Origin of the sequence: Vibrio sp. 1F169 (assembly GCF_041439605.1) — a bacterium.
Classification (GTDB): domain Bacteria; phylum Pseudomonadota; class Gammaproteobacteria; order Enterobacterales; family Vibrionaceae; genus Vibrio; species Vibrio tasmaniensis_A.
Window position 1 is genome coordinate 1 of sequence record NZ_JBGOOI010000007.1, and the last position, 23603, is coordinate 23603.

17 protein-coding genes and 3 pseudogenes are annotated in these 23603 nt (G+C 43.9%); 9 read left to right on the top strand and 11 right to left on the bottom strand.

What is annotated here, in order from left to right:
- Positions 1-163: 163 nt before the first annotated feature.
- Genes fruA through fruB form a run of 3 tightly spaced genes read right to left on the bottom strand, consistent with a single transcriptional unit; the run spans position 164 to position 4060 of the window.
- Entirely contained in the window at positions 164-1924 is a 1761-nt protein-coding gene (gene fruA / locus ACED53_RS04530; protein ID WP_017102039.1) for a PTS fructose transporter subunit IIBC, read from the bottom strand.
- A gap of 15 nt (positions 1925-1939) precedes the next feature.
- Complete coding sequence (gene pfkB, locus ACED53_RS04535; protein ID WP_017096324.1) at positions 1940-2917, bottom strand: 1-phosphofructokinase; 978 nt, start codon at positions 2915-2917, stop codon at positions 1940-1942.
- A 9-nt stretch (positions 2918-2926) separates the two neighbouring features.
- A complete protein-coding gene (fruB, locus tag ACED53_RS04540) occupies positions 2927-4060 on the bottom strand; it encodes a fused PTS fructose transporter subunit IIA/HPr protein (RefSeq protein ID WP_017102038.1) in 1134 nt (377 codons plus the stop codon).
- 385 nt (positions 4061-4445) lie between these two features.
- Here fruB and cra point away from each other — a divergent pair, with 385 nt between their 5' ends.
- On the top strand, positions 4446-5450 hold the full coding sequence (cra, locus tag ACED53_RS04545) for a catabolite repressor/activator (protein ID WP_032499489.1): 1005 nt from the start codon (positions 4446-4448) through the stop codon (positions 5448-5450).
- 24 nt (positions 5451-5474) lie between these two features.
- Here the strand turns inward: cra and ACED53_RS04550 are convergent, their stop codons facing one another.
- The 4 genes from ACED53_RS04550 to nirB form a co-directional block, all read right to left on the bottom strand.
- Positions 5475-7265 carry a bifunctional protein-serine/threonine kinase/phosphatase gene (locus tag ACED53_RS04550; protein WP_029225619.1) on the bottom strand — a complete coding sequence of 597 codons (1791 nt, stop codon included), beginning with the start codon at positions 7263-7265 and terminating at the stop codon, positions 5475-5477.
- A 167-nt stretch (positions 7266-7432) separates the two neighbouring features.
- A complete protein-coding gene (locus ACED53_RS04555) occupies positions 7433-8902 on the bottom strand; it encodes a NarK family nitrate/nitrite MFS transporter (RefSeq protein WP_017102036.1) in 1470 nt (489 codons plus the stop codon).
- A 142-nt stretch (positions 8903-9044) separates the two neighbouring features.
- Positions 9045-9389, bottom strand: a complete 345-nt coding sequence (gene nirD / locus ACED53_RS04560; RefSeq protein ID WP_004730303.1) for a nitrite reductase small subunit NirD — start codon at positions 9387-9389, stop codon at positions 9045-9047.
- A 139-nt stretch (positions 9390-9528) separates the two neighbouring features.
- On the bottom strand, positions 9529-12111 hold the full coding sequence (gene nirB / locus ACED53_RS04565) for a nitrite reductase large subunit NirB (RefSeq protein WP_017102035.1): 2583 nt from the start codon (positions 12109-12111) through the stop codon (positions 9529-9531).
- Positions 12112-12583: 472 nt separating this feature from the next.
- On the opposite strand from nirB, the gene ACED53_RS04570 reads away from it, so the two are divergent.
- Both ACED53_RS04570 and ACED53_RS04575 read left to right on the top strand, forming a co-directional pair.
- Positions 12584-15181: a molybdopterin oxidoreductase family protein gene (locus ACED53_RS04570; RefSeq protein WP_017102034.1), complete on the top strand. Its 2598-nt coding sequence runs from the start codon at positions 12584-12586 to the stop codon at positions 15179-15181.
- Between the two features lie 316 nt (positions 15182-15497).
- Positions 15498-15923, top strand: coding sequence for a hypothetical protein (locus ACED53_RS04575; protein WP_012600813.1), 426 nt, complete (start codon positions 15498-15500; stop codon positions 15921-15923).
- Between the two features lie 167 nt (positions 15924-16090).
- Here the strand turns inward: ACED53_RS04575 and ACED53_RS04580 are convergent.
- Positions 16091-16240: pseudogene (locus ACED53_RS04580) on the bottom strand (IS110 family transposase); the annotation flags it as partial.
- Between the two features lie 100 nt (positions 16241-16340).
- On the opposite strand from ACED53_RS04580, the gene ACED53_RS04585 reads away from it, so the two are divergent.
- Positions 16341-17633 carry a hypothetical protein gene (locus ACED53_RS04585; RefSeq protein WP_017102018.1) on the top strand — a complete coding sequence of 431 codons (1293 nt, stop codon included), beginning with the start codon at positions 16341-16343 and terminating at the stop codon, positions 17631-17633.
- Between the two features lie 35 nt (positions 17634-17668).
- Here the strand turns inward: ACED53_RS04585 and ACED53_RS04590 are convergent.
- A pseudogene (locus ACED53_RS04590) lies at positions 17669-17879 on the bottom strand (IS110 family transposase); the annotation flags it as partial.
- Positions 17869-18033, bottom strand: a pseudogene (locus tag ACED53_RS04595) (IS110 family transposase); the annotation flags it as partial. The pseudogenes ACED53_RS04590 and ACED53_RS04595, both read right to left, overlap by 11 nt.
- Positions 18034-18294: 261 nt before the next feature.
- Between ACED53_RS04595 and ACED53_RS04600 the strand changes: the two are divergent.
- The 3 genes from ACED53_RS04600 to ACED53_RS04610 all read left to right on the top strand — a co-directional run bounded on the left by ACED53_RS04600 (position 18295) and on the right by ACED53_RS04610 (position 20444).
- On the top strand, positions 18295-18777 hold the full coding sequence (locus tag ACED53_RS04600; RefSeq protein WP_242441545.1) for a hypothetical protein: 483 nt from the start codon (positions 18295-18297) through the stop codon (positions 18775-18777).
- 251 nt (positions 18778-19028) lie between these two features.
- Positions 19029-19406 carry a hypothetical protein gene (locus ACED53_RS04605; protein WP_017099328.1) on the top strand — a complete coding sequence of 126 codons (378 nt, stop codon included), beginning with the start codon at positions 19029-19031 and terminating at the stop codon, positions 19404-19406.
- Between the two features lie 162 nt (positions 19407-19568).
- Positions 19569-20444 (top strand): prohibitin family protein, encoded by an 876-nt coding sequence (locus tag ACED53_RS04610; protein ID WP_017099329.1) that lies wholly within the window; start codon positions 19569-19571, stop codon positions 20442-20444.
- Between the two features lie 80 nt (positions 20445-20524).
- Here ACED53_RS04610 and ACED53_RS04615 read toward each other — a convergent pair whose 3' ends face one another.
- Positions 20525-22090, bottom strand: a complete 1566-nt coding sequence (locus tag ACED53_RS04615) for a cyclic diguanylate phosphodiesterase (RefSeq protein ID WP_029225294.1) — start codon at positions 22088-22090, stop codon at positions 20525-20527.
- Between the two features lie 297 nt (positions 22091-22387).
- Between ACED53_RS04615 and ACED53_RS04620 the strand changes: the two genes are divergently transcribed.
- Entirely contained in the window at positions 22388-23050 is a 663-nt protein-coding gene (locus ACED53_RS04620; protein WP_198927418.1) for a hypothetical protein, read from the top strand.
- 39 nt (positions 23051-23089) lie between these two features.
- Complete coding sequence (locus ACED53_RS04625; protein WP_009844901.1) at positions 23090-23521, top strand: lysozyme inhibitor LprI family protein; 432 nt, start codon at positions 23090-23092, stop codon at positions 23519-23521.
- Positions 23522-23603 lie beyond the last annotated feature (82 nt).

A 23603-nucleotide genomic window follows, 5' to 3' on the forward strand; every position in this document is an offset into this window, starting at 1 on the left:
AACAGTTAAACCCAGACCACAACGGTATGCTAAGAACAAAAATGCCGTTCACTCTTAAGTGAACGGCATTACTCCTCAAATGAGGAGCCTTTTGCTTTACAAAGGAACTGTTTTATCAAGAGCCTCTGTTCGTCAGCCTTAACCGCTAAACAGAGTAGGGGGATTAAGCCTCTGCAGTCACTTTAGAATCGCTCATCTTTTTAAGAGCTGCGTAACCAAAACCTGTTACTGCTGTACCTGCTGCAATCGCCACTAGATACATAAGAACTGGAGAGATAGCGCCAGGAATTAGCAGTACGAACAAGCCGCCGTGTGGAGCCATTAGTTGTGCACCAAACATCATTGATAGAGCGCCCGTTAGTGCGCCACCTGCCATACATGCTGGGATAACACGCATTGGGTCTTTCGCTGCGAATGGGATTGCACCTTCAGAGATGAAACATAGTCCAAGAACGAATGATGCTTTACCTGCTTCGCGCTCGCCTGCTTCAAACTTGTCTTTCACTAGGAAAGTTGCAAGGCCCATACCTAGAGCCGGAACCATACCTGCAGCCATGATTGCTGCCATTGGTGCGTAAGTTTGTGAAGCCAATAGACCAACACCGAACGTGTAAGCCGCTTTGTTTACAGGGCCACCAAGGTCGAAACACATCATTGCACCTAGAATCACACCCAGAAGAATCGCATTAGACGTTCCCATGTTGTTTAGGAAGTCTGTCATTGCGCTCATCACGCCTGAAACTGGACCACCAACGATGTAAATCATGACCAAACCAGTGAACAAACTCGCGATAAACGGAATGATCAGAATTGGTTTGAGGGCTTCCATGGATTGTGGAAGTTGAACCTTGTCGGCAATGAATTTTGCTGCGTAACCCGCAATGAAACCCGCTGCGATACCACCTAGGAAACCTGCGCCTGTTGAGCTAGCCAACATACCGCCAATTAGACCTGGAGCCAGACCCGGACGGTCAGCAATAGAGAATGCAATGAAACCAGCAAGAACAGGAATCATCAGTGCGAATGCAGAACCACCACCGATAGTCATCAATGCTGCTGCTAATGTGCCTTCTTCTTTGAACGCTTCGATACCGAATACGAAAGACAGTGCGATGATCAAACCACCCGCAACAACCACAGGAAGCATGTGAGATACACCTGTCATTAGGTGCTTGTACACACCTTTCTTCTCATCAGCAGGCGCTGAATTTGAAGACGCTGTGTGCTGGTATGGCTTAGCTTCAGCGAATGCTTTTTCCATCTCTTGCTTTGTTTTCTTCAAAGCAGGACCTGTTGTGGTTTTGTATAGCGCTTTGCCGTTGAAACGATCAAGAGGAACGTCGATGTCGGCAGCGATGATAACAAGATCAGCGTCTGCGATTTCTTGGTCTGTCAGTTGGTTTTTCGCACCTACAGAGCCGCGAGTTTCCACTTTGATCTGGTGACCTAGGCGTTTGCCTTCTGCTTCCAGCGCTTCAGCTGCCATAAAGGTATGTGCAACACCCGTTGGGCAAGCGGTAATCGCTACGATCTTCTTGCTGCCTGTGCTTACTGTTGTAGAAGAGTTTGTTGAAGTACTAGTAACGGTAACTGCTTTTTCAACTTGAGAAGCGTCTAATACCGTTGCTTCTGCTACCGCTTTCTCTAGAAATGCTTTTGCATCTGCTGTGCATTCAGAGATAGCTGCTTGGTACACTTTTTTGCCAACAAAGCGCGCTTTATCAACGTTTGTGTTGGTAGCAATAACGACAACGTCGCTGCTGTCGATCGTGTCTTGTGATACTGGAGAGTTAGGTAATACGCTAGATTGACATTCAATAGCGGCGTTCCAACCCAGTGTTTTTGAAGCTTGCTCTAACAAGCCTGCTGCGATGATGCTGTTTGCTACGCCACTTGGGCAAGCTGTGATGATGGTAATATTCATAATAATCCCTTTGTCCTATTTACTTGTGTCTAACTGACTAGTTGGAGCACTAAGCGCCTGTAATTGGATATTTTGTCGTACTGAATCCAGCTCTTGTTGGCTGGTTACACCCACGCCTACCTGTGAAACTGCTAGAGCAGATAGGGCGGTTGCGAATTGAATAAGTTCTGGTTTTGGCATCTGTTGCATGTGACCCCAACATAGGCCTGCAACTAAGGTGTCACCTGCACCTACCGTGCTTACTACTTGCATGCGCGGTGGTTGAGCGTGTAACCACTCACCTTGGTTAAGCCACATCACACCTTCAGCACCAAGTGACACAACGATGTTATCGATGCCTTTTTCACTTAGGGCTTGGCCTGCGTGTTGGCATTGGTCGCGTGTAGTTAGTTCGGCGTTGAATAACTGAGATAGCTCTTCATCGTTTGGCTTGATCAGCCATGGTTGTGCATCGAGTCCCGCTTTAAGTGCATCACGGCTGCTGTCGAACAACACTTTCTTGCCCATATCGTGAAGTTTCTGAATCCACGATGCGCATAACATAGGTGAAATGCCCTGAGGTAAGCTGCCTGCAATCACGAAATATTCGTGGTCTTCAGCTAACCCGAATAGAGTGCGCTCAAACTGCTCGATGGCAATCGGTGTTACCGCTACGCCAGGGAAGTTGATGTCGCTAACTTGACCACTTTCTTCTACTAACTTCACGTTGATGCGAGTTGCGCCGTCGACACGAATAAAGCGGTCAGTTGCGCCCATCTGTTCGAACAGTTGGCAGAACGGTTCTTCGTTATTGCGACCAAGGAAACCTGTTACGGTGACTTTAGCGCCAAGCTCTGAAAGTACTTTTGCTACGTTTACGCCTTTACCCGCTGCATGCAGTGAGCTTTTGTTCACCAAGCTAACCGAACCTACGTTTAGCACATCGATGCTACCTGTCAGATCTAGAGCAGGGTTTAGGGTTACGGTAACGGCTTTGATTTGTTTATCAGACATATCGATTCCTTAACCTTCGCCAAGGCCAGAAGCGATAGCTTTGCCAATAGACTCAAGTGCTTGAGCTGCATCTTCACCTTCAGCAACAAACTGAAGCTGATGGCCGTGTTTAACGCCAAGCGCGATTACTTTCATCAAGCTCTTCGCGTTCACTTCTTTTCCATCGCCATCTAGGTTTGATACGCGGATAGTTGATTCGAACTTCTTCGCTTCAGCGACTAGCATTGCGCCCGGACGAGCGTGTAGGCCGTGTGCATTTTTGATTTTGAATACCGCGCAGTTGTCATCGTCTTGAGAAGCTGTAGAAACCGCTTCACCTTTTAGAAGGCCGATCACTTGTGCTGCGTCAGCGGTTAACAGTTGTTGCTGCTTACCTTCGAAAACCATCTTGCTTAGGTTTGCCAGAATAGATTGGTGAGCGCTGTTACAAGCAGCAAATGCCACCAATGCTTTAACTGGTGTGCCTTCGTATTCGCAATCGTTGGCTGTTGAAACGAAAGATACGCCAGTGCGAGTTACGCCTTTATCGCTGCCCAACAACCACAAGCCTTGGCCTAGATGAGTCGGTGTTTTTGTTACTAAGTCAGCAACGAATGCATTGTCTGTGCAACCTGTGTTCTTAAGTAGGCCGCCCGCAACTGCCGACATTTGAATCATGTCGCTTGCAGGGAACAGCAGCTGAACTAAAGAAGCGTCTAGGTCTGCTTCTAGCTGAACTTCGCCATTAAGTAGGGCGATAATTTCGTCTTCTGATTTTGCTTGCTTTAATTTCTCTTCAACACCGTCTGCCGCTAGCACTTTCGTTAGTTGCTTAAGGATGCCTAAGTGCTCGTCAGATTTAGCAGCAATACCAATTGCTACGTAAACACGGTTGCCGTCTGCCCAATCAATACCTTCAGGGAAGTGGTGTACCGCAACGCCTGTCTCTTTCACTAGGCCACGAGTGTCAGTGGTTCCGTGAGGAATCGCGATGCCGTTGCCTAGGAACGTAGAGTTCTGGTTTTCACGGTTCAGCATTCCTTCAACGTAACCAGAGTCCACTAAACCTTTCGCGGTTAGGTCGCCGGCAATGTTCTGGATTGCTTTGAATTTGTCTTCGGCAGTTTGGCCTAGAGTGATGTCAGATTTTGATAATTTAAGCATGGTGCCTCTTTAGCGTATCGCTTGAGAATTTGTGTGTCGCTACGATTCCAACTAGAGCAAGAATTAGTGAACTTTACTCTTTGCTTTGCTCTTTGTTTTATCTGAGCTGAATCGGTTCAGCATTCAGTGTAAAAAAATTCAGCAAAGCCGATTTTGGTTTTCAAAATAGTTTTGCTGCGTGTCGTAATTTCAGTTTCGTTAATAACGAGAAGTCGAATCACAACAAATGACGCTCAATCCATTCAAAAGGATGATTGAAGTCACTTTTCAGATTTTGCTGAATCCTTTCAGCTTTTATACTGAATCGATTCAGCATATAATTCAACTAATCCGAGGATCAGATCATTGGTTATATGATCCTACGCACAAAATACAGGTCACTCATATGACACTTGATGAAATCGCTAAGTTGGCTGGAGTATCGAAAACCACAGCCAGTTATGTCATCAACGGCAAGGCGCAGAAATACAGAATCAGTGAAAAGACTCAACAGAAAGTCATGGCGGTTGTAGAAGAATATAATTACCGCCCAGACCACGCCGCTTCGTCGTTGCGCGCTGGTAATAGCCGTTCATTTGGTTTGATCATTCCGGATCTGGAAAACAGCAGTTACGCGCGTTTAGCTAAATTGATAGAGCAGAATTCACGCAAAGTGGGCTACCAGATATTGATTGGTTGTTCTGATGATGATGCTGAAACAGAACGAAAAGTGGCTGAAGCTTTGGTAAGTCGTCGTATTGATGCCTTGCTGGTTGCGAGCTCAATGCCAGACGCCAACGAGTTCTACTTAAAGTTGCAAAACTCAGGAACGCCTGTGATCGCAATTGACCGTCCGTTAGATGATGAGCACTTTGCTTGCGTACTCAGTGAAGATTTCGAAGCCGCGTTTGAATTGACCCATTCGATTCTCGATGACAACATTCATAGTGTTGGTTTGATAGGTGCACTTCCTGATCTAAATATCTCACGTGAACGTCACCTAGGTTTTGAAGCGGCAAATAAAGCACATACTCAACAAACAGGGCTAGCAGAAAACAAGCCGATGGTTGTGGGTTATGGTGAGCACTTTGATAGGGAATCTGGACGAGAGGTTTTTGAAGAGTGGATAGCTAAAGGCACAGTTCCTGATGCGATTGTGACTATGTCTTACACTTTGTTAGAGGGCGTGTTGGATGTGATGGTTGAAAAGCCAGAGCTGATCAATCAAGTAAAACTGGCAACCTTTGGTGATAACCGACTGCTCGACTTCTTGCCTTTTAAAGTCCATTCACTGCCGCAGCAGTTTGAAGTAATTGCCGACAGCGCTTTTGCTTTGGCGCTAAATGCATCGGCTAAGCGTTACCAAGCGGGTATTGAACTCGTGCCAAGAAGCTTAGTGAAACGAGGCTAAATACGGTTAGTTTCCGTTTAACAGTTAGTTAGAACCAAGCAATAAGCCCAACTCTACAATAGCGACAATGCCGAGCAACAAAGCCAACACCTTCCAAAACTGGATTGGGTTTCGGTTTATCAAAGGTTGCTTGGCTTTGCTTTTCACCAAGCTTTGGTTTGGTGTGTAAAGGTCTGCCACAAAATCCCCCAACACTTGATGACGTTCGCTCGGCGATTCTGCGCAGGCTTTTTGTAACACCAAATCCACCCAGCTTGGTAAGTCAGCTCGTTTCTGAGTGATGGGTTGGTATTCCCACTGATGATGACGAGATTGCTTAAGCGATTGCGCGCTCATTTCAGAGTAGGGCAGTTCGCCCGTTAGCATCTCATAGCCGATCACAGCGATAGAGAAAAGATCCGAGCTGGTGGTGGCCGTGTTGTGCTTGATGGTCTCGGGTGCAATGTAATTGACCGCGCCTAATGGTGTGTCGTCCTTGTCAGTGAGCTCTCCCTCTTCAAGGCCTCTCACTAATACCGCACCAAGGTCGATGATTTTCACCTCACCATCACGTTGAATCATGATGTTCTCGGGCTTTAAGTCTCGGTGCACCATGTCTGCACGTTGTAATACTCGAATGCCTTGTGTGATCTTTTCTAGTATGTCGCGCACTTCATTGAGTGATGGTTTTGGGTTGTCGTACATCCATTGTCTTAGCGTGATGCCTTCTACCAATTCGCAGATTTGGTATAAGAATTGCGAGTACTCTGGCGTCGGGTAAACCTTCATTACTCTCTTGTTTTTTAACAAGATCCCCGCCCATTGTTCATTAAAGAAAGCTCTGAGTTGCGAAGGGCTATCGTGATATTGAACGGAAGGGACTTTCAGCACGAACTCGGTCTGTGTCTCTTTCTGCATCACACGATACACATGGCTTCTAGAGCCTGCATACAACACCTCAAGCACCATGAAGTTGTCGATACTTTGCCCGAGCTTTAAGGCGGGTGGGATGGCACGTTTAGCCAGTTTCTCATGGAATTCAATCAGCGAAGGTTTAGGCAGATGGCTGACTTGCACAATCAAGCAGCTGACGTTATCCGAGCTATTGTGGCTTAAAGCGGTATTACAGATGGTTTGCGCTGCGTATTCGAAATCTGCTCCGGGTTTGTCGATGTGTTCCTTGAAGGTATTGGGAGAGACAAACTCGTGCACGCCATCAGATGTCAGGATAAAGCAGTCGTTTTTCTTAATGGGCAGGGTTTGATAGTCAACGTTGAGTTGGTTATCCATGCCCAAGGCGCGTGTTAAGTAATGCTTCTGCCCCATATTTTTACGGGTGTGGTCGCGGGTCAGTTGGCGTAATTCTCCATCTCTGAGTAAGTAAATGCGACTGTCGCCAACGTGGAATATATGTGCGGTGTTCGATTTTAATATCACGCTGCTGAACGTCGAAACGAGGGCATTGTGGTTCACTTGTTGCGCGGGATGAATATTAGAAACAGACGTGTTGAAGAGCCAAGAATTGAGTGAGGTTAAGACCTTTTGTGCCGAACGTTGAATGCTCCAGCTATTTGGAGTGGCGTAATAGTCGTCGATAAACTGCATCACGCTGGTGTGACTGGCTTTCTGGCCGTGTTCACTGCAACTTGCCCCGTCTGCTATACAAGCAACACTGCCTTTTAGCTCTTGCTCAGTACGAGTTTTGGGGTGCTTTACAATGATGGCGTCTTGGTTTTCATCACGTATGCCTTTATTCGAATAGCCGCCAAACTTCAAAGTCAGTTGGTTATTGGATTCTGGCGTGACGACTTGCCCTTGGCTGAATGAAATTGTCATAACTGGTCTTCTTTTAACTGTTCTTCTTCCCGCTTCCTTGACAGAACATCCTAGGAAGAACAAAAGCTCTAGTGAACGTAGAGCCTTTGAACGAAGCACCTAGCGTTGATGTATCCGCTAAGGTGCCTCTCCCGATTCAATAATATCAATGCTTCTTAGTACAGACCCTAGCTTGAAACATTAATCAGCGTGACACTGCCGTCGTCGTTTACTTCAGCGATTTGACCGTTAGGCTCTTCCATGAACAGTAGAGTCACAAAGCCTAGTACCGCTGTTGCAGCAATCACTAAGAAGAATGTTTGGTAGCTCACGAATGACAACACAGTTAGGTAAACTACCGCACCCACGTTACCGTAAGCACCCGTCATACCTGCAATTTGACCTGTCATACGGCGCTTGATTAGAGGAACCGTTGCAAATACTGCACCTTCACCCGCTTGCACGAAGAATGAACACGCCATCGCCGCGACAACCGCTAGCCATACAGGCCATGTGCTGTCTACTTGACCCATTGCAAAGTAACCCACAGCAAGACCAATCGTTAGAATAAGCAGTGTTGGCTTACGACCGAATTTATCTGAAATCCAACCACCACCTGGGCGAGACATTAGGTTCATAAAGGCATAAGCCGATGCAACCATACCTGCAAGAACCGGTGTTAATTCAAAGGTTTCAGAGAAGAACAGTGGCAGCATAGAAACCACAGCCAGTTCAGAACCAAATGTCGCGAAGTACAATACGTTCAGTACCGCAACTTGCTTGAATTTGTACTGGTGAATCTCTGGCACTTCTTCTTTAAATACGTTCTTGTTTACTTTCCAAACTTGCGACACTTCGTACACGTAAAGTGCTGCTAAACCTGCATACACAGAGTAAACCGCCATGTCAGACAACATGTTGATGTTGCTTGGTGATAGCTTCCAAGTCAGTAGCGCTAAAGCGGCATACATTGGGATCTTCATAATAAGTAGGAAGAAAAAGTCACCCTTTGATGTCACTTCCATTGCTGTTACTTGAGCAGGCTTGAAGTAAGTCGAACCTTTTGGTGTATCTGACACGTTTTTGTAGAAGATAAACGAGAACGCTAAGCTCATTACGCCAGTAATACCGACCGCATAACGCCAGCCGTCTTCACCACCAAACGCTAGAGCGAGAGTTGGAAGCGTGAACGCTGCTGCTGCTGAACCAAAGTTACCCCAGCCGCCGTAAATACCTTCTGCAGTACCCAGTTCGTTGTGTGGAAACCATTCAGATACAAGACGAATACCGACAACGAAACCTGCACCAATGAAGCCCAGTAGGAAACGAGCGATGGCCGCTTGAATGAAAGAGTCTGCCATAGCAAACATGAAACAAGGGATAGAACAGACCGCGAGTAGCGAAGAGTAGACCAATCTTGGGCCGTATCGGTCGGTTAACATACCAATGGCGACACGCGCCGGAATGGTCAATGCAACGTTGAGGATCAGCAGTGTTTTGATCTCTTCAGTGGAAAGACCAAGCGACGTTTTTACCATTTGCAGTAGTGGGGCAAAGTTGAACCACACAACAAAGGTGATAAAAAAGGCCATCCAACTTAGGTGTAAGGTTTTCATCTTACCCGTAAATGAAAGCAGCGAAAATTTTGTGTTATCCATGGTTTAAATCCTTTAAATCTGGAAAATTACCCGGCTTTAGCTCGTGCGTTACTTCCGAAATTCGAACGCATTAATGTGGCTAAACCCTGTGCCGAAATTGCTCACGCCTATAAAGCGTTTACATGATGATGTCGGCGATTAGTTAACTGGCGATAGCAAGCGGTGCGAGAACCTGAACCTGTTCTCCTTGCTTGCGAACTTCAAATTTCACGAGCTTGAGATCGGGTTGTTCAAGGCACGCGCCAGTTTCTAAGTGGTAATGCTGCTTGTATAAGGGTGAGGCTACGTAAGGCTCACCGCTTAATGAACCAATGATACCACGTGACATCACATTCGCCTTGCCAACAGGATCGTAATTAGAGAGTCCATAAAGCGTGTCACTGCGCTTACAGTAAAAAATAGCCACTTGGTTATCGTCTACTTTGGCGCAAATACCACCGTTTGGGGTTAAGTCCCGGGTGTTGCATACGGTTGTCCAATTTTCCATGACTTTCTCCTAGTCAAAACATAAAACTAATAATCAATTTAATTAGGGTGATAGCCGACAGCAGTTTTCTTGGGCTGCGCCACTGTCGATTATCGATATTGGGTTTAGTTGTTACTGATTCACAGACGGTCAATTCGTCTTACGAAACTTCCGTGACTTCGATTTGGTCAGCCTTGGTTAGCATTTCATCTCGTTGTGAATCTGAAGAAGAGCTCAAGCTCGGCTTAGGAAAACGCTGCTCTCGTTCTTTGATGAATGACAGGCTAGTGTCCATTTCTTCGCTGTTGATGTAGTGCTGGAAACGCTTCATTTTTTCAGGGTTTTCGATGGTGGTTTTCCATTCACACTGGTATTTTTCGATGTTAAGGGCGATATCGGCTTCAAGTTCTTCAGCAACGTTGAGCTTGTCTTCAATCACGACTTGCTTGAGGTATTCAATGCCGCCTTCAAGGTTTTCCATCCATACCGATGTACGCTGTAGGCGATCCGCGGTACGTGTATAGAACATCAGAATGCGGTCGATGTATTGCAGCAGGGTGGTTTCATCAAGGTCGGTAGCGAAAAGGTCACCATGGCGAGGGCGCATACCGCCGTTACCACAGATATAGAGGTTCCAACCTTTGTCGGTGGCGATAATGCCAAAGTCTTTTGATTGGGCTTCTGCACATTCACGAGTACAGCCAGAAACCGCAAACTTGATCTTGTGTGGTGAGCGTAAGCCTTTGTAGCGGTTCTCTAGTCGAATCGCTAAGCCAACACTGTCGTCGACACCGTATCGACACCAAGTGCTACCCACACACGATTTCACGGTACGTACCGATTTACCGTAGGCATGGCCTGTTTCAAAACCAGCATCGATTAGTTTTTTCCAGATGATTGGCAGTTCATTAAGTTGGGCGCCAAACAAATCGACACGCTGACCACCGGTGATCTTGGTATAAAGGTCGAACTCTTTAGCGACTTTGCCAAGCACGATCAATTTATCTGGAGTGATTTCACCGCCTGCAATACGCGGAACCACCGAGTAAGTGCCGTCTTTTTGCATGTTACCGAGGTAGATGTCGTTGGTGTCTTGCAGTTCGATATGTTGATCTTCAAGGATGTAATCGTTCCAGTAGGAAGCCAGAATCGAACCGACAGCCGGTTTACACACGGTACAGCCCAATCCGTTTCCATGAGAATCCAATAGCTCATCGAAGGTCTTAATTTTGTTGACGCGGATGATGTCGGTGAGTTCTTGGCGAGAATACGCAAAGTGCTCACAAATATCGTTAGAGACTTCCACACCTAGGTTACTTAGCTCGCTATCGAGAACCTGTTTAGCAAGAGCTGAACAACCGCCACAACCTGTCGAAGCGTTGGTGGTCTCTTTTAATGCAGCCATCGTGGTGCAGCCAGCTGAAACGGCGTCTTTAATGTCGCCTTTGGTCACATCGAAACACGAACAAATCACTGCGCTATCAGGCAGAGCTTCAACACCCATGGCAGAGCCTGAATCATCCGCGACGTTAGGTAGAATCAGCACCGATGGGTTTTCAGGAAGAGGCATGTCATTTTGTTTGATTTGCAGCAGCGAACCGTAAGCTTCGGCGTCACCCACCAATACCGCACCGACAATTTTCTTGCCATCAGCCGATATGATCAGGCGCTTATAAACCTGTTCGATTTCATCGTTATAGGTATACGATTGAGCGCCTTCGGTTTGGCCGTGTACTTCACCGATACTTGCTACGTCTACACCCAATAGCTTGAGTTTGGTACTCATGTCAGCGCCAGTAAATGTAGCATCGTCCGCACCGCCGGAGACAATATGCGAAGCCGCGACTTTCGCCATCGAATAACCGGGTGCCACTAAGCCGAAGATCTTGTTGTCCCAAAGCGCACATTCACCAATCGCATACACGTTGTCGATGTTGGTTTGGCAGTGATCGTTAATCACGATGCCGCCACGTTCACCAATGGCGATATCAGAGCTGCGAGCAAGGGCATCTTGAGGGCGAATACCCGCAGAAAACACGATCATATCGGTTTCAAGATGGGTCCCATCTGCGAAGTTCATTCTGTAGCGAGCGTTCTCACCTGCGACTATTTCTGAGGTTGCCTTCTCGGTGTGAACTTGCACGCCAAGGTCTTCAATCTTTCTGCGTAAAAGCGCACCGCCACCGTCATCTAACTGTACGGCCATCAGGCGAGGCGCGAACTCCACTACATGGGTTTCCAAGCCAAGGTTTTTGACTGCGTTTGCGGCTTCTAAGCCAAGTAGGCCACCACCAATCACCACGCCAGATTTACTGCCTTTACTTGAGAGTGCAATAGCGTCTAAATCTTCGATGGTGCGATAAACGTGGCAGTGTTCTTGGTCGTTACCGGGAATAGGGGGAACAAAAGGGAATGAACCGGTCGCCAGAATCAAGGTGTCGTAACTCTCGGTATGTCCCGATTCAGTCACAACGCACTTATTTTCGGTATCTAGTTGAGCGACTTTCTCGTTGAGAAGGTAATTGACGCCATTGTTTTGGTAATATTCTTCGCTGGTTAATGCCAAGTCATCAGCATTTCCGCGCTTGAAGTAAGCAGTCAGCTGAACTCGGTCGTAGGCCAACCTTGGCTCTTCACTAAAAGTAACCACATCAAACTCATCACTGTCTGATTGCAGGATATTGTCGATAAATTTGTGTCCAACCATGCCGTTACCCACAACGACGATTTTCTTCTTGCTCATAATCCATTCCTTATTCTCGGCGTCACCATCACTAGCATCTAATTTCTAGTCGTTAGCAGAGGAATACCGGGTTGAGATTCCACTCAATTCATAATCATCAAGAAAAACAAAAATGTTTTTTCTAAGTCTTGGTTTTTAGTGGAGCAAGGAGGGTGCCAGATTGCGATTTGTTCATTCAAATAAAATTTAATCTATATATTTCAGGTATTTAAGGATTGCAGGTGGCACGTAATTACCCCTAAAGTGGTATGTGAAATTTTTGTTAGATTTATATAAATGAGCGTTTGTGGTGCAACTTTCCGCAAGATGGTGCAAAAATTAAGTTTCTATCTTGGTTAATTTGAGTTCTATTCAGTATTGATATTTTGTTATTTATTAAGTTATTGTTTTTAATGTGAAATATTTCATTTTTGTCGACTGGTATTAAGTGGCGTGTTATTTGCTTGGTTTGAGTTATTACAATTGTGGATAATTGAGCGAGAAACGGATGACCGATTCAAACAGCGGCTGGATAAAATCAACCTGTGCTTATTGTGGTGTAGGGTGTGGAATAGAAGCGAGACCGACATCGTTAGGAAAACTAGAAGTGCGTGGTGATAAAGATCATCCATCAAACTATGGAAAGCTATGTACTAAAGGGATTGCGCTCGGTGATACTGTGACGCCTTTAGGACGCCTAACACAGCCTGCTCATATTCAGAATGAGCAAAAACAAGAGCTGGATTGGAATAGTGCTACTCAGTTGGTTGCAGACAAATTCAATCAAACGATTGAAGAATTTGGGGCCGATTCGGTTGCGTTCTATGTGTCTGGTCAGCTGCTTACCGAAGACTATTACGTTGCCAATAAACTGATGAAAGGCTTCATCGGCAGTGGCAACATCGACAGTAATTCTAGGCTGTGCATGGCTTCAACCGTGGTTGGGCATAAGCGAGCATTTGGCGCAGACACCGTACCTGTCTGTTACGAAGATCTCGAGCAAGCCGATCTGGTTGTGATTACAGGCTCCAACCTAGCATGGTGTCATCCGGTACTTTTCCAAAGGCTAAGAGCCGCGAAACAAGCCAACCCTGCATTGAAAGTCATCGTCATCGACCCGCGTTATACCGACACCTGTGAAATCGCAGACATTCACTTGGCATTGGAATCTGGCTCAGACGTGGCGCTGTTTAACGGCTTATTGGGCTATCTCGACGATAACGACAAGCTAGATGCAGACTACATAGAAAACCACACTCAAGGCTTTACTGAATCAATTCGATCTGCGACTCAATATCGTTATACCGAATCAGGCTATACCGAATCAAGTAAGTGCGACAAAAGTGTTCCTGAGCTCACAGGGTTAACAGAGCAGCAGTTAAAACAGTTCTACAGTTTGTTTGCATCGAACGAGAAGGTGCTGACCATTTACTCCCAAGGCGTGAACCAATCGACACAAGGGTGTGACAAGGTGAATGCCATTATTAACTGCCATTTAGCCACCGGGAAAATAGGTAATCCGGGTATGGGGCCATTCTCTGTAACGGGTCAGCCGAACGCCATGGGCGGGCGTGAGGTGGGCGGTTTAGCCAATACGTTAGCGGCGCACTTTGAATTTGGTGATCCGCGATCACACCAAACGGTGAGCGAATTCTGGCAAACCGACAGCTTAGCCACACATGCGGGTTTAAAAGCGATCGACCTGTTTGATGCTATGAATGAAGGAAAAATCAAAGCGGTGTGGATCATGGCAACCAACCCAGTCGTGAGTTTACCAGATAGCGAAAAAATTAAAGCGACATTAGAGAAGTGCCCATTTGTGGTGGTGTCGGACTGCATTGCCGATACTGAAACTACTCGCTTGGCCGATGTGGTGCTGCCCGCGCAAGGGTGGAGCGAAAAGTCGGGCACCGTGACTAATTCTGAGCGTCGAATCTCACGCCAACGCCGTATATTACCAAGCCCAGGGGAAGCCAAACCTGATTGGTGGATATTAAAAGAAGTCGCACAAAAAATGGGATTCAAAGAGCAGTTTGATTACCGCCACGAAGGCGAGATCTTCAAAGAGTATTGTGAGATGACAGCGCTCGGCAATGAAACAGGCAAAGCGCGTGACTTATGCTTAATTGGACTCACGCAACTGGATGAGAAAGGCTATGGTGAACTCACTCCACAGCAATGGCCAGTGCTAAAATATCAACCAGAGATCATTGAGCAGCGCATGTTCACCGATGGCGAGTTCTTTACTGAATCTGGCAAAGCGCAGTTTATTGCAGTCGAACACGACAAACCCATTGCCGACACCAGCCTTGAATTCCCACTTATCATGAACACAGGGCGAATCCGAGACCAATGGCACACCATGAGCCGCACAGGCTTGGCCGCAGGTTTAGGTGAGCACACCCCAGAACCGTTTGTCGCCATGCACCCAGATACGGTAGCAGAGCTTGGTTTAGACGAGTTTGGGCTAGATGCCTTCAACCACGCCACTATTAATCCAGTTGTGAAAGTGCGCAGTGCACAAGGGGAGTGCCAAGCCCGCTTAGTAGTGACCAAAGAGATGCGCCGTGAACAAGTCTTCATGCCTATCCATTGGAATGCACCGACCGCCAAAGACAGCAAACCATGTGACTTGATCTTGCCTCATACCGATGCCGCATCAGGCCAACCAGAATTCAAGCACACACCAGTTGTAGTAGAGCCGTGTGGTTATCGCAGCGAAGCAGCCTTAGTCAGCGACAAGGTGATGGATTGCAGCGGTTTTGATTACTGGGTACGTCAAAGAGTAGAGGGTGGTTTTCTGTATCGCATCTCATCATCTAAGAACCCAATGGAGCTGGTGATTCAACTGGCCAACACACTCGATGCCTTACCAGAACCCAACGCGGAGGCGATCAAATCACTCCATTACCACGGCAACAAATCATTCAAGAACTACGGCTCCGCGAAGCTGGGTCAGTCTGGCGTAAAGCAAGCCTTTGTGGTGAACAGTAAGCTTGACCGTCAAAGCATCGATTGGCTGGTGGAGTGCCTAACTCGAGAAGCCGATGAAGAGTTCGAAGCCGAGTTTTTGAGTGCTATGGCAAAGTAGGGGGATACAGAGTGACCTAGTTGCTTGATTATAATGCATAAAACTATCGCTGTGTTATGGCGAGAGAGGGGCATTGTTCGCTTTTAAAAAAATTATGCAACGGGTATAGTCTCTGTAGACAAATTGGTAGCTAGAAGTGGAAGGTGAACGGCTTGCAGTTTTCCTCTGCTAGCTATAAAAATCGAACGTAGGTACGCTTTAAAGCAAATTTCATAGATAGAAGCGGCCAAGTCCAACAGGTATTTATCTATTGTGCTACGACAGCGGATAAATACTTAAGCGTTATGCGTTACTCCAACTTGAGAAGGCGGTACAAGTGGAAATAAGAGTTAAAAAATCAGTTCGGTATCTTGCCTTGGGTATTCTTATATATCCGTTTCTTTACATGCTACTCAATTTTATTATTCCGATTCTAATGACGGTTTTGGGCGAAGGTGGTAGCTCGTTGATTGAAATTCTTGAGTATTTCACCTGGTTTATAATGCCTTTATTTTCGGTGCTCTATTTGTTAGCTTTCCACCATTTTTCTCCAGTGTTAGGTAAATGGCATCAACGCATTGGGTATACTTTGGTTTTAGCCGCTGTGCTAATCGAAATAGTGATGCCTTGGATGGAATCTGGTCTGGTGTTTAAGACAGCATCTTTTCTATGTCGGCTTTTCGAGATCGGTATTTTAGTTAGTTGTATGTTCGTTTTTAGCAGTAAGTTGGGTCAAAATTCTGAACTTGGAAGAAAGGCATAACAAATAAGGATTAAGGTGTTGCGCAGACAACACTAAATTCCGAGTGTTGAACAAGCCCGAAGCCTCTTTATTAAGTAAATTGTACAATTACATTTGAAGGGCACATCGCTTTGGGGTTTTATTAAGGCGAACGAGGCCAAGATAAGATTGTGTCATCATGTGGATCTACGCATCAGTGGCATATTTTCTATTTTAGTCAGTAGTTTAGAGCGAGTTGCCGACTTATGAAGTATGACCTTACCATTTTGGTCTACGGCATGAGGACTAAAGTGGTTTTTAGCTAGGTCGATTCCGCAGAAATAAGAATAATCAGACATGGTGCCTCCGATGCAATTAAGTATCACATAAGTGTGGCAGAACCTCGGGAGGGGCGAATCCATGTCATTCGTTAGAATTTGACAAGCATAAAGGATCGTTTTGAGTTTATCGCACGCAAAGATTAATAAGCTATTAGCTTCTATACCTGGAGCACGAAAAGCTTATCAAGGCATAATTTTTCCTATAGATGAGCATAATTTCCCACCACAAGAATTATTTCCCGAAGAAAAGTTTACGGGCTGTATCTTGGGAGAGAGGTTTGGTGATGAATTCCATCTTAGAAATCTATTTACAGAAAAAGATTTAGAAGGTCTTCTCGAAGGTGAAACATTCTATCTTGAGTTTTGCTCAAAAAAAGAGATATTTCAGCTTCGAGATATTAAAGGCCCTTCTGAATATCTGTTAAGGCTAAGAGCAGAGGCCGTTGCAGACTATCCTCGAGTAATTAGGGTAATGGCTAGTAGACGAGAGCATTATGAAAGGAATGGCAGAGTTTGGTCGTTAAGCAATTATTACCATTTAAAAAATAATTTTCATAAGTCATATATTTCTCTATTAACTAAAGATAATCGAAATAAAGTAAAACATATTCCCTCTGGTCTAGCTTATATTCCAGACGTAAATGCCTTATGCATACGTTCTATAGTCGGAGATGTCGTATTAGTCTCTGAAAGCTTAGAGAAATTTTATTACTTTATGTCAATTGCTTTCTATGGTGAACAGTTTGGTTTAAATTTGATTATCGTCAGAAATGCTTTAACCATTGCTATTCGTATTATGACTGGTGCAGAAACATTTGATTTTGATATTGATCCCCGGGGAGTACTTCCTGCTAAAGCAGAAAAGATGTTAAAAAACCTTGTAAGCTGGCAAATGCAATTTACTTTTGGTCACGAATATAGTCACTATCTGTGTGGGCATTTAAAAGAAGCTGAAACAATCAATTATTCATATCGCGAAAAAAGTGGAAAGAGCCCTACTGAAATTGCAATGTATAATCATAATTTAGAGTGCGAAGCGGATTATTACTCTTTGAAAAATATTATTCATAACAAAAAAGAATTTGGAAATATTGCACATGGAGCATTTTCGACCTTAATATACCTCCACTTTTTAGAGAAGTGTAGTTGTATTTTACCTTTAAAAAAAGTTTCTATTTCAGAAACTCACCCTAATGCACTAGATAGATTAAATAATCTTCATAAAAAGCTTAGTACGAAGTCTCCAATTAATCATAATGTTATCGAAGGAATGCTTAACAAATCGGATAATTTATTAGCATTGATTAAAGAATCAGTTAAAGATCAAAGGAAAGATATCTTTACTTTTCATGGTTCTATTTATCTTTCAGGTTCAGAAAAAAAGCCAGCGAAGGATAGAGTAGATTATTAAAATAAAATTCTAACAAACGACTATGGCGTCAATGATTAGTTTTTGGCTGTATTTTCATCCCACATGGCGCCATCTCTCAGCATAGAGTTAAGGATCACAACCATCTTTCGAACACACGCGATTATTGCTACTTTCTTTGGCTTTCCGGCAGCTAAAAGTCGAGCATAAGTCGCTTTGAATACCGGGTTACATTGCATGGCTGAAATCATTGCCATATATTAACACAGTGCGTACTTGCGCTCGCCCCTATACGCATGAGTGACATATTTGCTATTGTAGTCAGTAGTTTAGAGCGAGTTACCGACTTATGACGTATGACCTTACCATTTTGGTCTACGGCATGAAGACTGAAGTGGTTTTTAGCTAGGTCGATACCACAGAAATAAGAATAATCAGACATGGTGCCTCCGATGCAATTAAGTATCACATAAGGGGGCAGAACCTCGGGAGGGGGGAATCCATGTCATTCATTATGTGTGACGTAGAGTGTAAGGATATATCGATGAATTCATTTCCAAGAATAAGATAACCAGAAGGAAGTTTGGTGTGTGGTCCATATTGTCTTGTCGCATGTTTTCATGCATTGGAGCTGTTACCCTTAGAGTCGCCAATTGAACTCCATAAATTCAATAAGCTGGGTAAAAAGTTTAATGGTGATGTTGTGACTTTAGATCACAATCATAGCTTATTAGATCTCGCTTCAGAACTTTATAGTATCACTGGAATTATCACTACAGGGAAAACCCCTGATTATATTGAACACTCTGGATATAACTCCTTAGGTGCAATGCTCTATGTGATTGAAAAAGTTGGTTTAAATAGTGAGGTTATTATAGAAAACAATCAAATCTTGATTGACCTCAATGAAGAATTTCCTATCGAATTTGAGTTAATTAAAGATCTTAAGGTTCCTATTCGTATTCTTGACGAGCAAGAATCTACGCTTAATGAAACCATTTTAATATCTGTACTATCAGTTAATGGCTCACTACACTACGTTATAAATAATAGTAGTGGTGAATGGCTTGATACTGATATAGAGAATGGAAATACTAATTGGGACTTCATTGAAAAATGGAATTCTACTAGTAACAAACGTGAGGGCGCTGATTGGGTTGGTGTGTCCATCAGAGTTTCGCGATAACAATCTTATTAATCTTTTAACCATTTTCTTGTTTCTTTCGTCGTCACATCTCCTCTGATTCCTAAAATGCCATTCTCTTTATTATCGATGCCTTTCGGCTAGGTTAAAGTCACCATCAAATTATGAATCGATATCGCATGTGTTAATAGGAATCAATCGCATTAACCATTTACCTAGCAAGTATTGACTGGTAAGGTGTTGTTAAAGATAGGTTTATCGTATTTTAAGTCGGTTGGTTTTATGGAGGAATAATGGGAAGTGGCAAAAAGAATATTTGGCTTGAGTCTGATTCGATTGTAACAAGGAAGAGCCCAAAGCCTCTTAAGCTTAATACGTTAGAAAATATCTACGTTAAAGAGCATGACATTAAAAGTAAAATCACAAGGTCGTTCTTTATTGCGGTTGTGTTTAGTTTACCTATTTTCCTTTATCGTCCACTTGCTGGTATTGGTGTGTTTTCCATAATTGGCATCGTTGGATACCTTTTAACCAAAAAATATGAGTTACGTGTCGGTGTTTTCAATAACGATGACGTTGGTGTTGTAGAGTCTGGGTTATATTCGTCAAACGAACGCGAGGAACTAGATGGAATAGTAAGACTCGTGATGGAATATAAAACAGGCAAGTAATAAAAAATAAGGATTAATATGATGCGTTACGCTCGGCGGTTACGCTCGGTGGTTACAGTAAGAGTACCGTGTACTTAGCTAGCTCTGTGGGGCTCACTTTCTTACGGGCGTTAGGATTGATATTGATTATTGACACATATAATAAGTTGGTTGGTCAAAAACATGAAACAAGCTGTAGAAATGAAGAAATTTAACTTACCTATTAAAAAGGTAGGTGCCGGAATTACTCTTGCTTTTGTTCTCTTTAGTTCAGTTTATACTGTTAATGAGGGGCACATTGGTATTGTTAAGCGCTTTAGTGAAGCTAAAACACAGGTAAGCCCAGGCTTACACTTCAAAGTACCGTTTATCGACAGCGTTGAAGAAATTGAAGTTCGAACACGCAAGAATGAAGAGAAAATGGCCTCTAGTACAAAGGAGCAGATGCCAGTTACTGTCGTCGTATCCGTTAACTGGACGGTAGATAAATCTGCAGCGTTAGATCTTTTTAGACAGTATGGCGGTCTTCCGCAATTTGAAGCTCGTATTCTTGACCCTAGATTTAGGTCGGCAACCAAGGATGTTATTCCTAAGTATGATGCAGAGCAGTTAATTCAAGATAGAGCGAGTGCTATTCAGGCGATTGAATCCAATTTAATTGAAGAAATGGCCGCGTTTCCAGTAAGCGTAGATAATATACAGATTGAAAATATAGCCCTACCAAAAAAATACCTTACTTCAATCGAAACGAAGCAGACTGAGAAAAACTTAGCAGCTGCCGAGAAACATAAACTGGCTAGACAAAACTTAGAAGCTCAAAGAGCCGTAAATACGGCAAAAGCCGAAGCTGATGGTATTGAACTTATCGCTATAGCTGAAGCGAAGGCGATTAAATTAAAAGGTTTTGCTGAAGCAGAAGCGATTAATGCAAAGGCCAAAGCTCTTGGGGATAACCCGTTAATTATTAAACTGACCGAAGCTCAAAATTGGGACGGAAAGCTGCCAGCAACAATGTTGGGTGGTGAAAATATGCCGATTTTAGATATGAGAGCTAAGTAGGGTTAAGGAAACTAAAAGTTGTTCCCAACACAGACTTCATGTCGGTGTTGGGTTTGTGCTTTATACCAATCTAAACCAAATCACACTTCAGCGTTGAGGTACAGTTCCTCAACGTTATCTGATTCAAAATCTTGCTGTTTGATCAAGCTAATGGCGAGACTTATTGGCATAGGTTTATAGAAGTAGAAGCCTTGGATGTAGTCGACGCCTAGTTTCGACAAGATCTTCAGTTGTGACTCGTACTCAACGCCTTCAACTATGACTTGCATGCCTAAGGTGCGTGATAGCTGAAGCATGGATTCTAATAGTGGGATACCAAAACTGGATTCGTCGGATATGTTTTTCACGAACACGCGATCAATCTTGAGAATACTGAACGGAAATTGCCTTACAAAGTCTAATCCTGCGTAGCCAGTACCAAAGTCATCTATGGCAATTCTTACACCAAGATCAGATAGCTTTTGTAAGTTGTCCTTAATTTTGACCATATCGGCATCAGAACACTCACCATCTTCTGTCACCTCGAAAACCACTTGCTTGAGAATCTCAGGGTGTCTTTTAAAAATGCTAATCACTTTATTAGTGAAGTTACTGTTGGATACAACGTTTCGGCTGATGTTGACGCTGATGTACTTTGATGCAAACACCTCTTGATTACTTTTCAATGTCGTTAACACTTCATGCAGCACGAAATAGGTCAGTTTCTCAATCAAGCCTAAACTTTCAGCCAATGGAATGAAAATAGCAGGGGAGACGTTACCTTCAATTGGATCGTTCCATCTCAATAGTGACTCACAGCCTACGATCTTATTGGTGCTTTGGTTAACGATAGGTTGCATGTGAACATGTAGGTGTTTGTTTTTCAGAGCACTGGATAGCGAATATTCTAAGCTACGTTGGCTCTGTTTTTTATGCTTGAGGGAAAGGCGAATAATGGTCGTAATTCCGGCCATGAGAAAGCCAAACCATAAGTGACTCAGCATGAAGTTAATATAATACTGATAACCAATGTATGAAGTGACGGTGAATGGGTAGATGTCTGACCGTATCCGTACTGTCGCGTTGTATGAGCCGAGGTCGGTAGGGTGAATGTCTCTTTTGATCACCTCAACTTTAGAGTTAATGCCCTGGCTATTCAAATTAGCTTCTACAAGCTCAAAGATGAAGTGCGGAGGAATCATCAGGCTCACTCCTGAGCCTTCCTTAGTCGAGAATATCAGCATGATTGATCGAACTTGAGTGATGGCCGAGTTTGAATACGATAAGGTCGTTAAATTCGGGGCGTCATTGAGTCGCTGCCTGATGGTGTTGTATAGGCGAAATGAAACTTCACCCTCGGTGGTTGAACAGTAAAATCGGTTCTCTTTGTCGAACACCGCGGCTTCTTTCACCCAATCAGCTTCAAAAACGTTTTGTCGAAGTTGTCTAACAATCGTGTCGCAAGGCTGATCTGGGGTAATTTCAGATAAAAAACGGTCGAACCTTGATTGAATCCCTTCTAACCTCGTTTCTACTAACCTTGATGTGTCTTCGGTTAACGTTTGGTAATGAGAAGGTGTCAAAGGAATGAGCAATGCCATGAAAAAAAAGAAAGAAATGGCAAAGAAGAACGAAGTTTTGGCAAAATGGTGGTACTTGATATCCATATTAAGAGAAGCGTGACCGATTGGTGTGTGCATGCAACTTAATTTATAAATTTAGCGATAATAACGCAAGCTTATGCATAAATAGTGTGAACAAAAGTCTGAGTTATTGATATAAATAGCGTAACGCATGGTCGCACTATAGAAATCAGTATGTTAGATATGCTTCCAAGGTTAAGAGTGTCGTTTTTTTGTTCAGTACTTTTGCGTTTTTTGATGAAGCGGATTGTTGCCGGTTTTTTATCATCAAATTGAAAACTGTAATTTTTGAAATAATGCGAGTGAGTGGATTTGAGCGTAATGATAAAAAATATGATTTGGATGTTGGTGCGTGTTTTGATCGCCTACTTGTTGATTGCTCCTACTTACGCGATCTTTATCTTGTCTAATTCCGCAACACCTCGTCTTTTTGAGACCAAACCAGAAGTGTTAGCTTGGCTTTCGTGCTTTCTTCTTGTGATTGGTTATGTATTGATTAGGTTTTCTAGAACGAGGTATGTGGGCAAATTATTATCGCTTAGCGTATTGGGGGCGGTAGTGTTAGTCATGTATCTCGATGAGCGTTATCGGATTTTTGGAGTCAGCGTTAACGGATGGAGCTTGTTTTTAGCCGTTCTATATTTGATTATGCTTTTGTATTTCATTTTTCCAATTAAGCAACTTAAGCCGCTACTGAGTTTAGTGCCTGTCGCAGGCGTGTCGTGGTTTTTAGTTTGGGCCTTAGTGGGCCCAATAAGCTTAACGTATGAGTTGATTAGCAGTAAAACAACAATTTCAATTGTGAACTATCAAAAGGTAGTCGACTTGCTACCTGAGTTGTACCTAGATGGTTTCCAGTCAGGTTTGTTTTCCATGCTTCTTGTTCTGTGGTTGTATGCTCTTGTGGTTTTTGGACATAATCCTAAACGCAGTTATCAACAATTGGCGTTTTATGTCGTTAAGATTCGTAATGCTTGGCATTAATAGGGCGCATATATGTGCTTTTGAATTAGGGGATAAATAATGAAAAAGGCTTTAACGGTCGTGTTATTAACGTGTTTACCTTTGCTTGCATCAGCATCCGATGATGTTGTCGATTGCGAGAATGCAATGAATACCATAGAGATCAATCACTGTGCGTCGATTGAGTTGGATACTGCACAAGTGGAGCTTGATCAATACCTTGAAGCGAGCTTTGAACACAATGCTTATGATGCGGAGTTGGTTAGCTCAATCAAGATGGCTCAAGACAGTTGGCAAGCTTACATGACGGCACATTGTGACTCGGTGTATACCCAATGGCGTGATGGTTCAATTCGAGGTCTTATGGCGCTTTCTTGCAAAACTAAGCTGACTAAACAAAGAACGCATGAGGTGTGGGAAAACTTCTTAACCTACATGGACAGCACACCACCAGTTTTGCCAGAGCCCAAGCTGATGAAGTATATGAACTGAGTGCTTATGAGAGTGTGCGCTTGCTTCAACCATTGGCGCTCGAGTCAGCAAGCGATGGGGGATTATCTTACCCTGTCGTTCT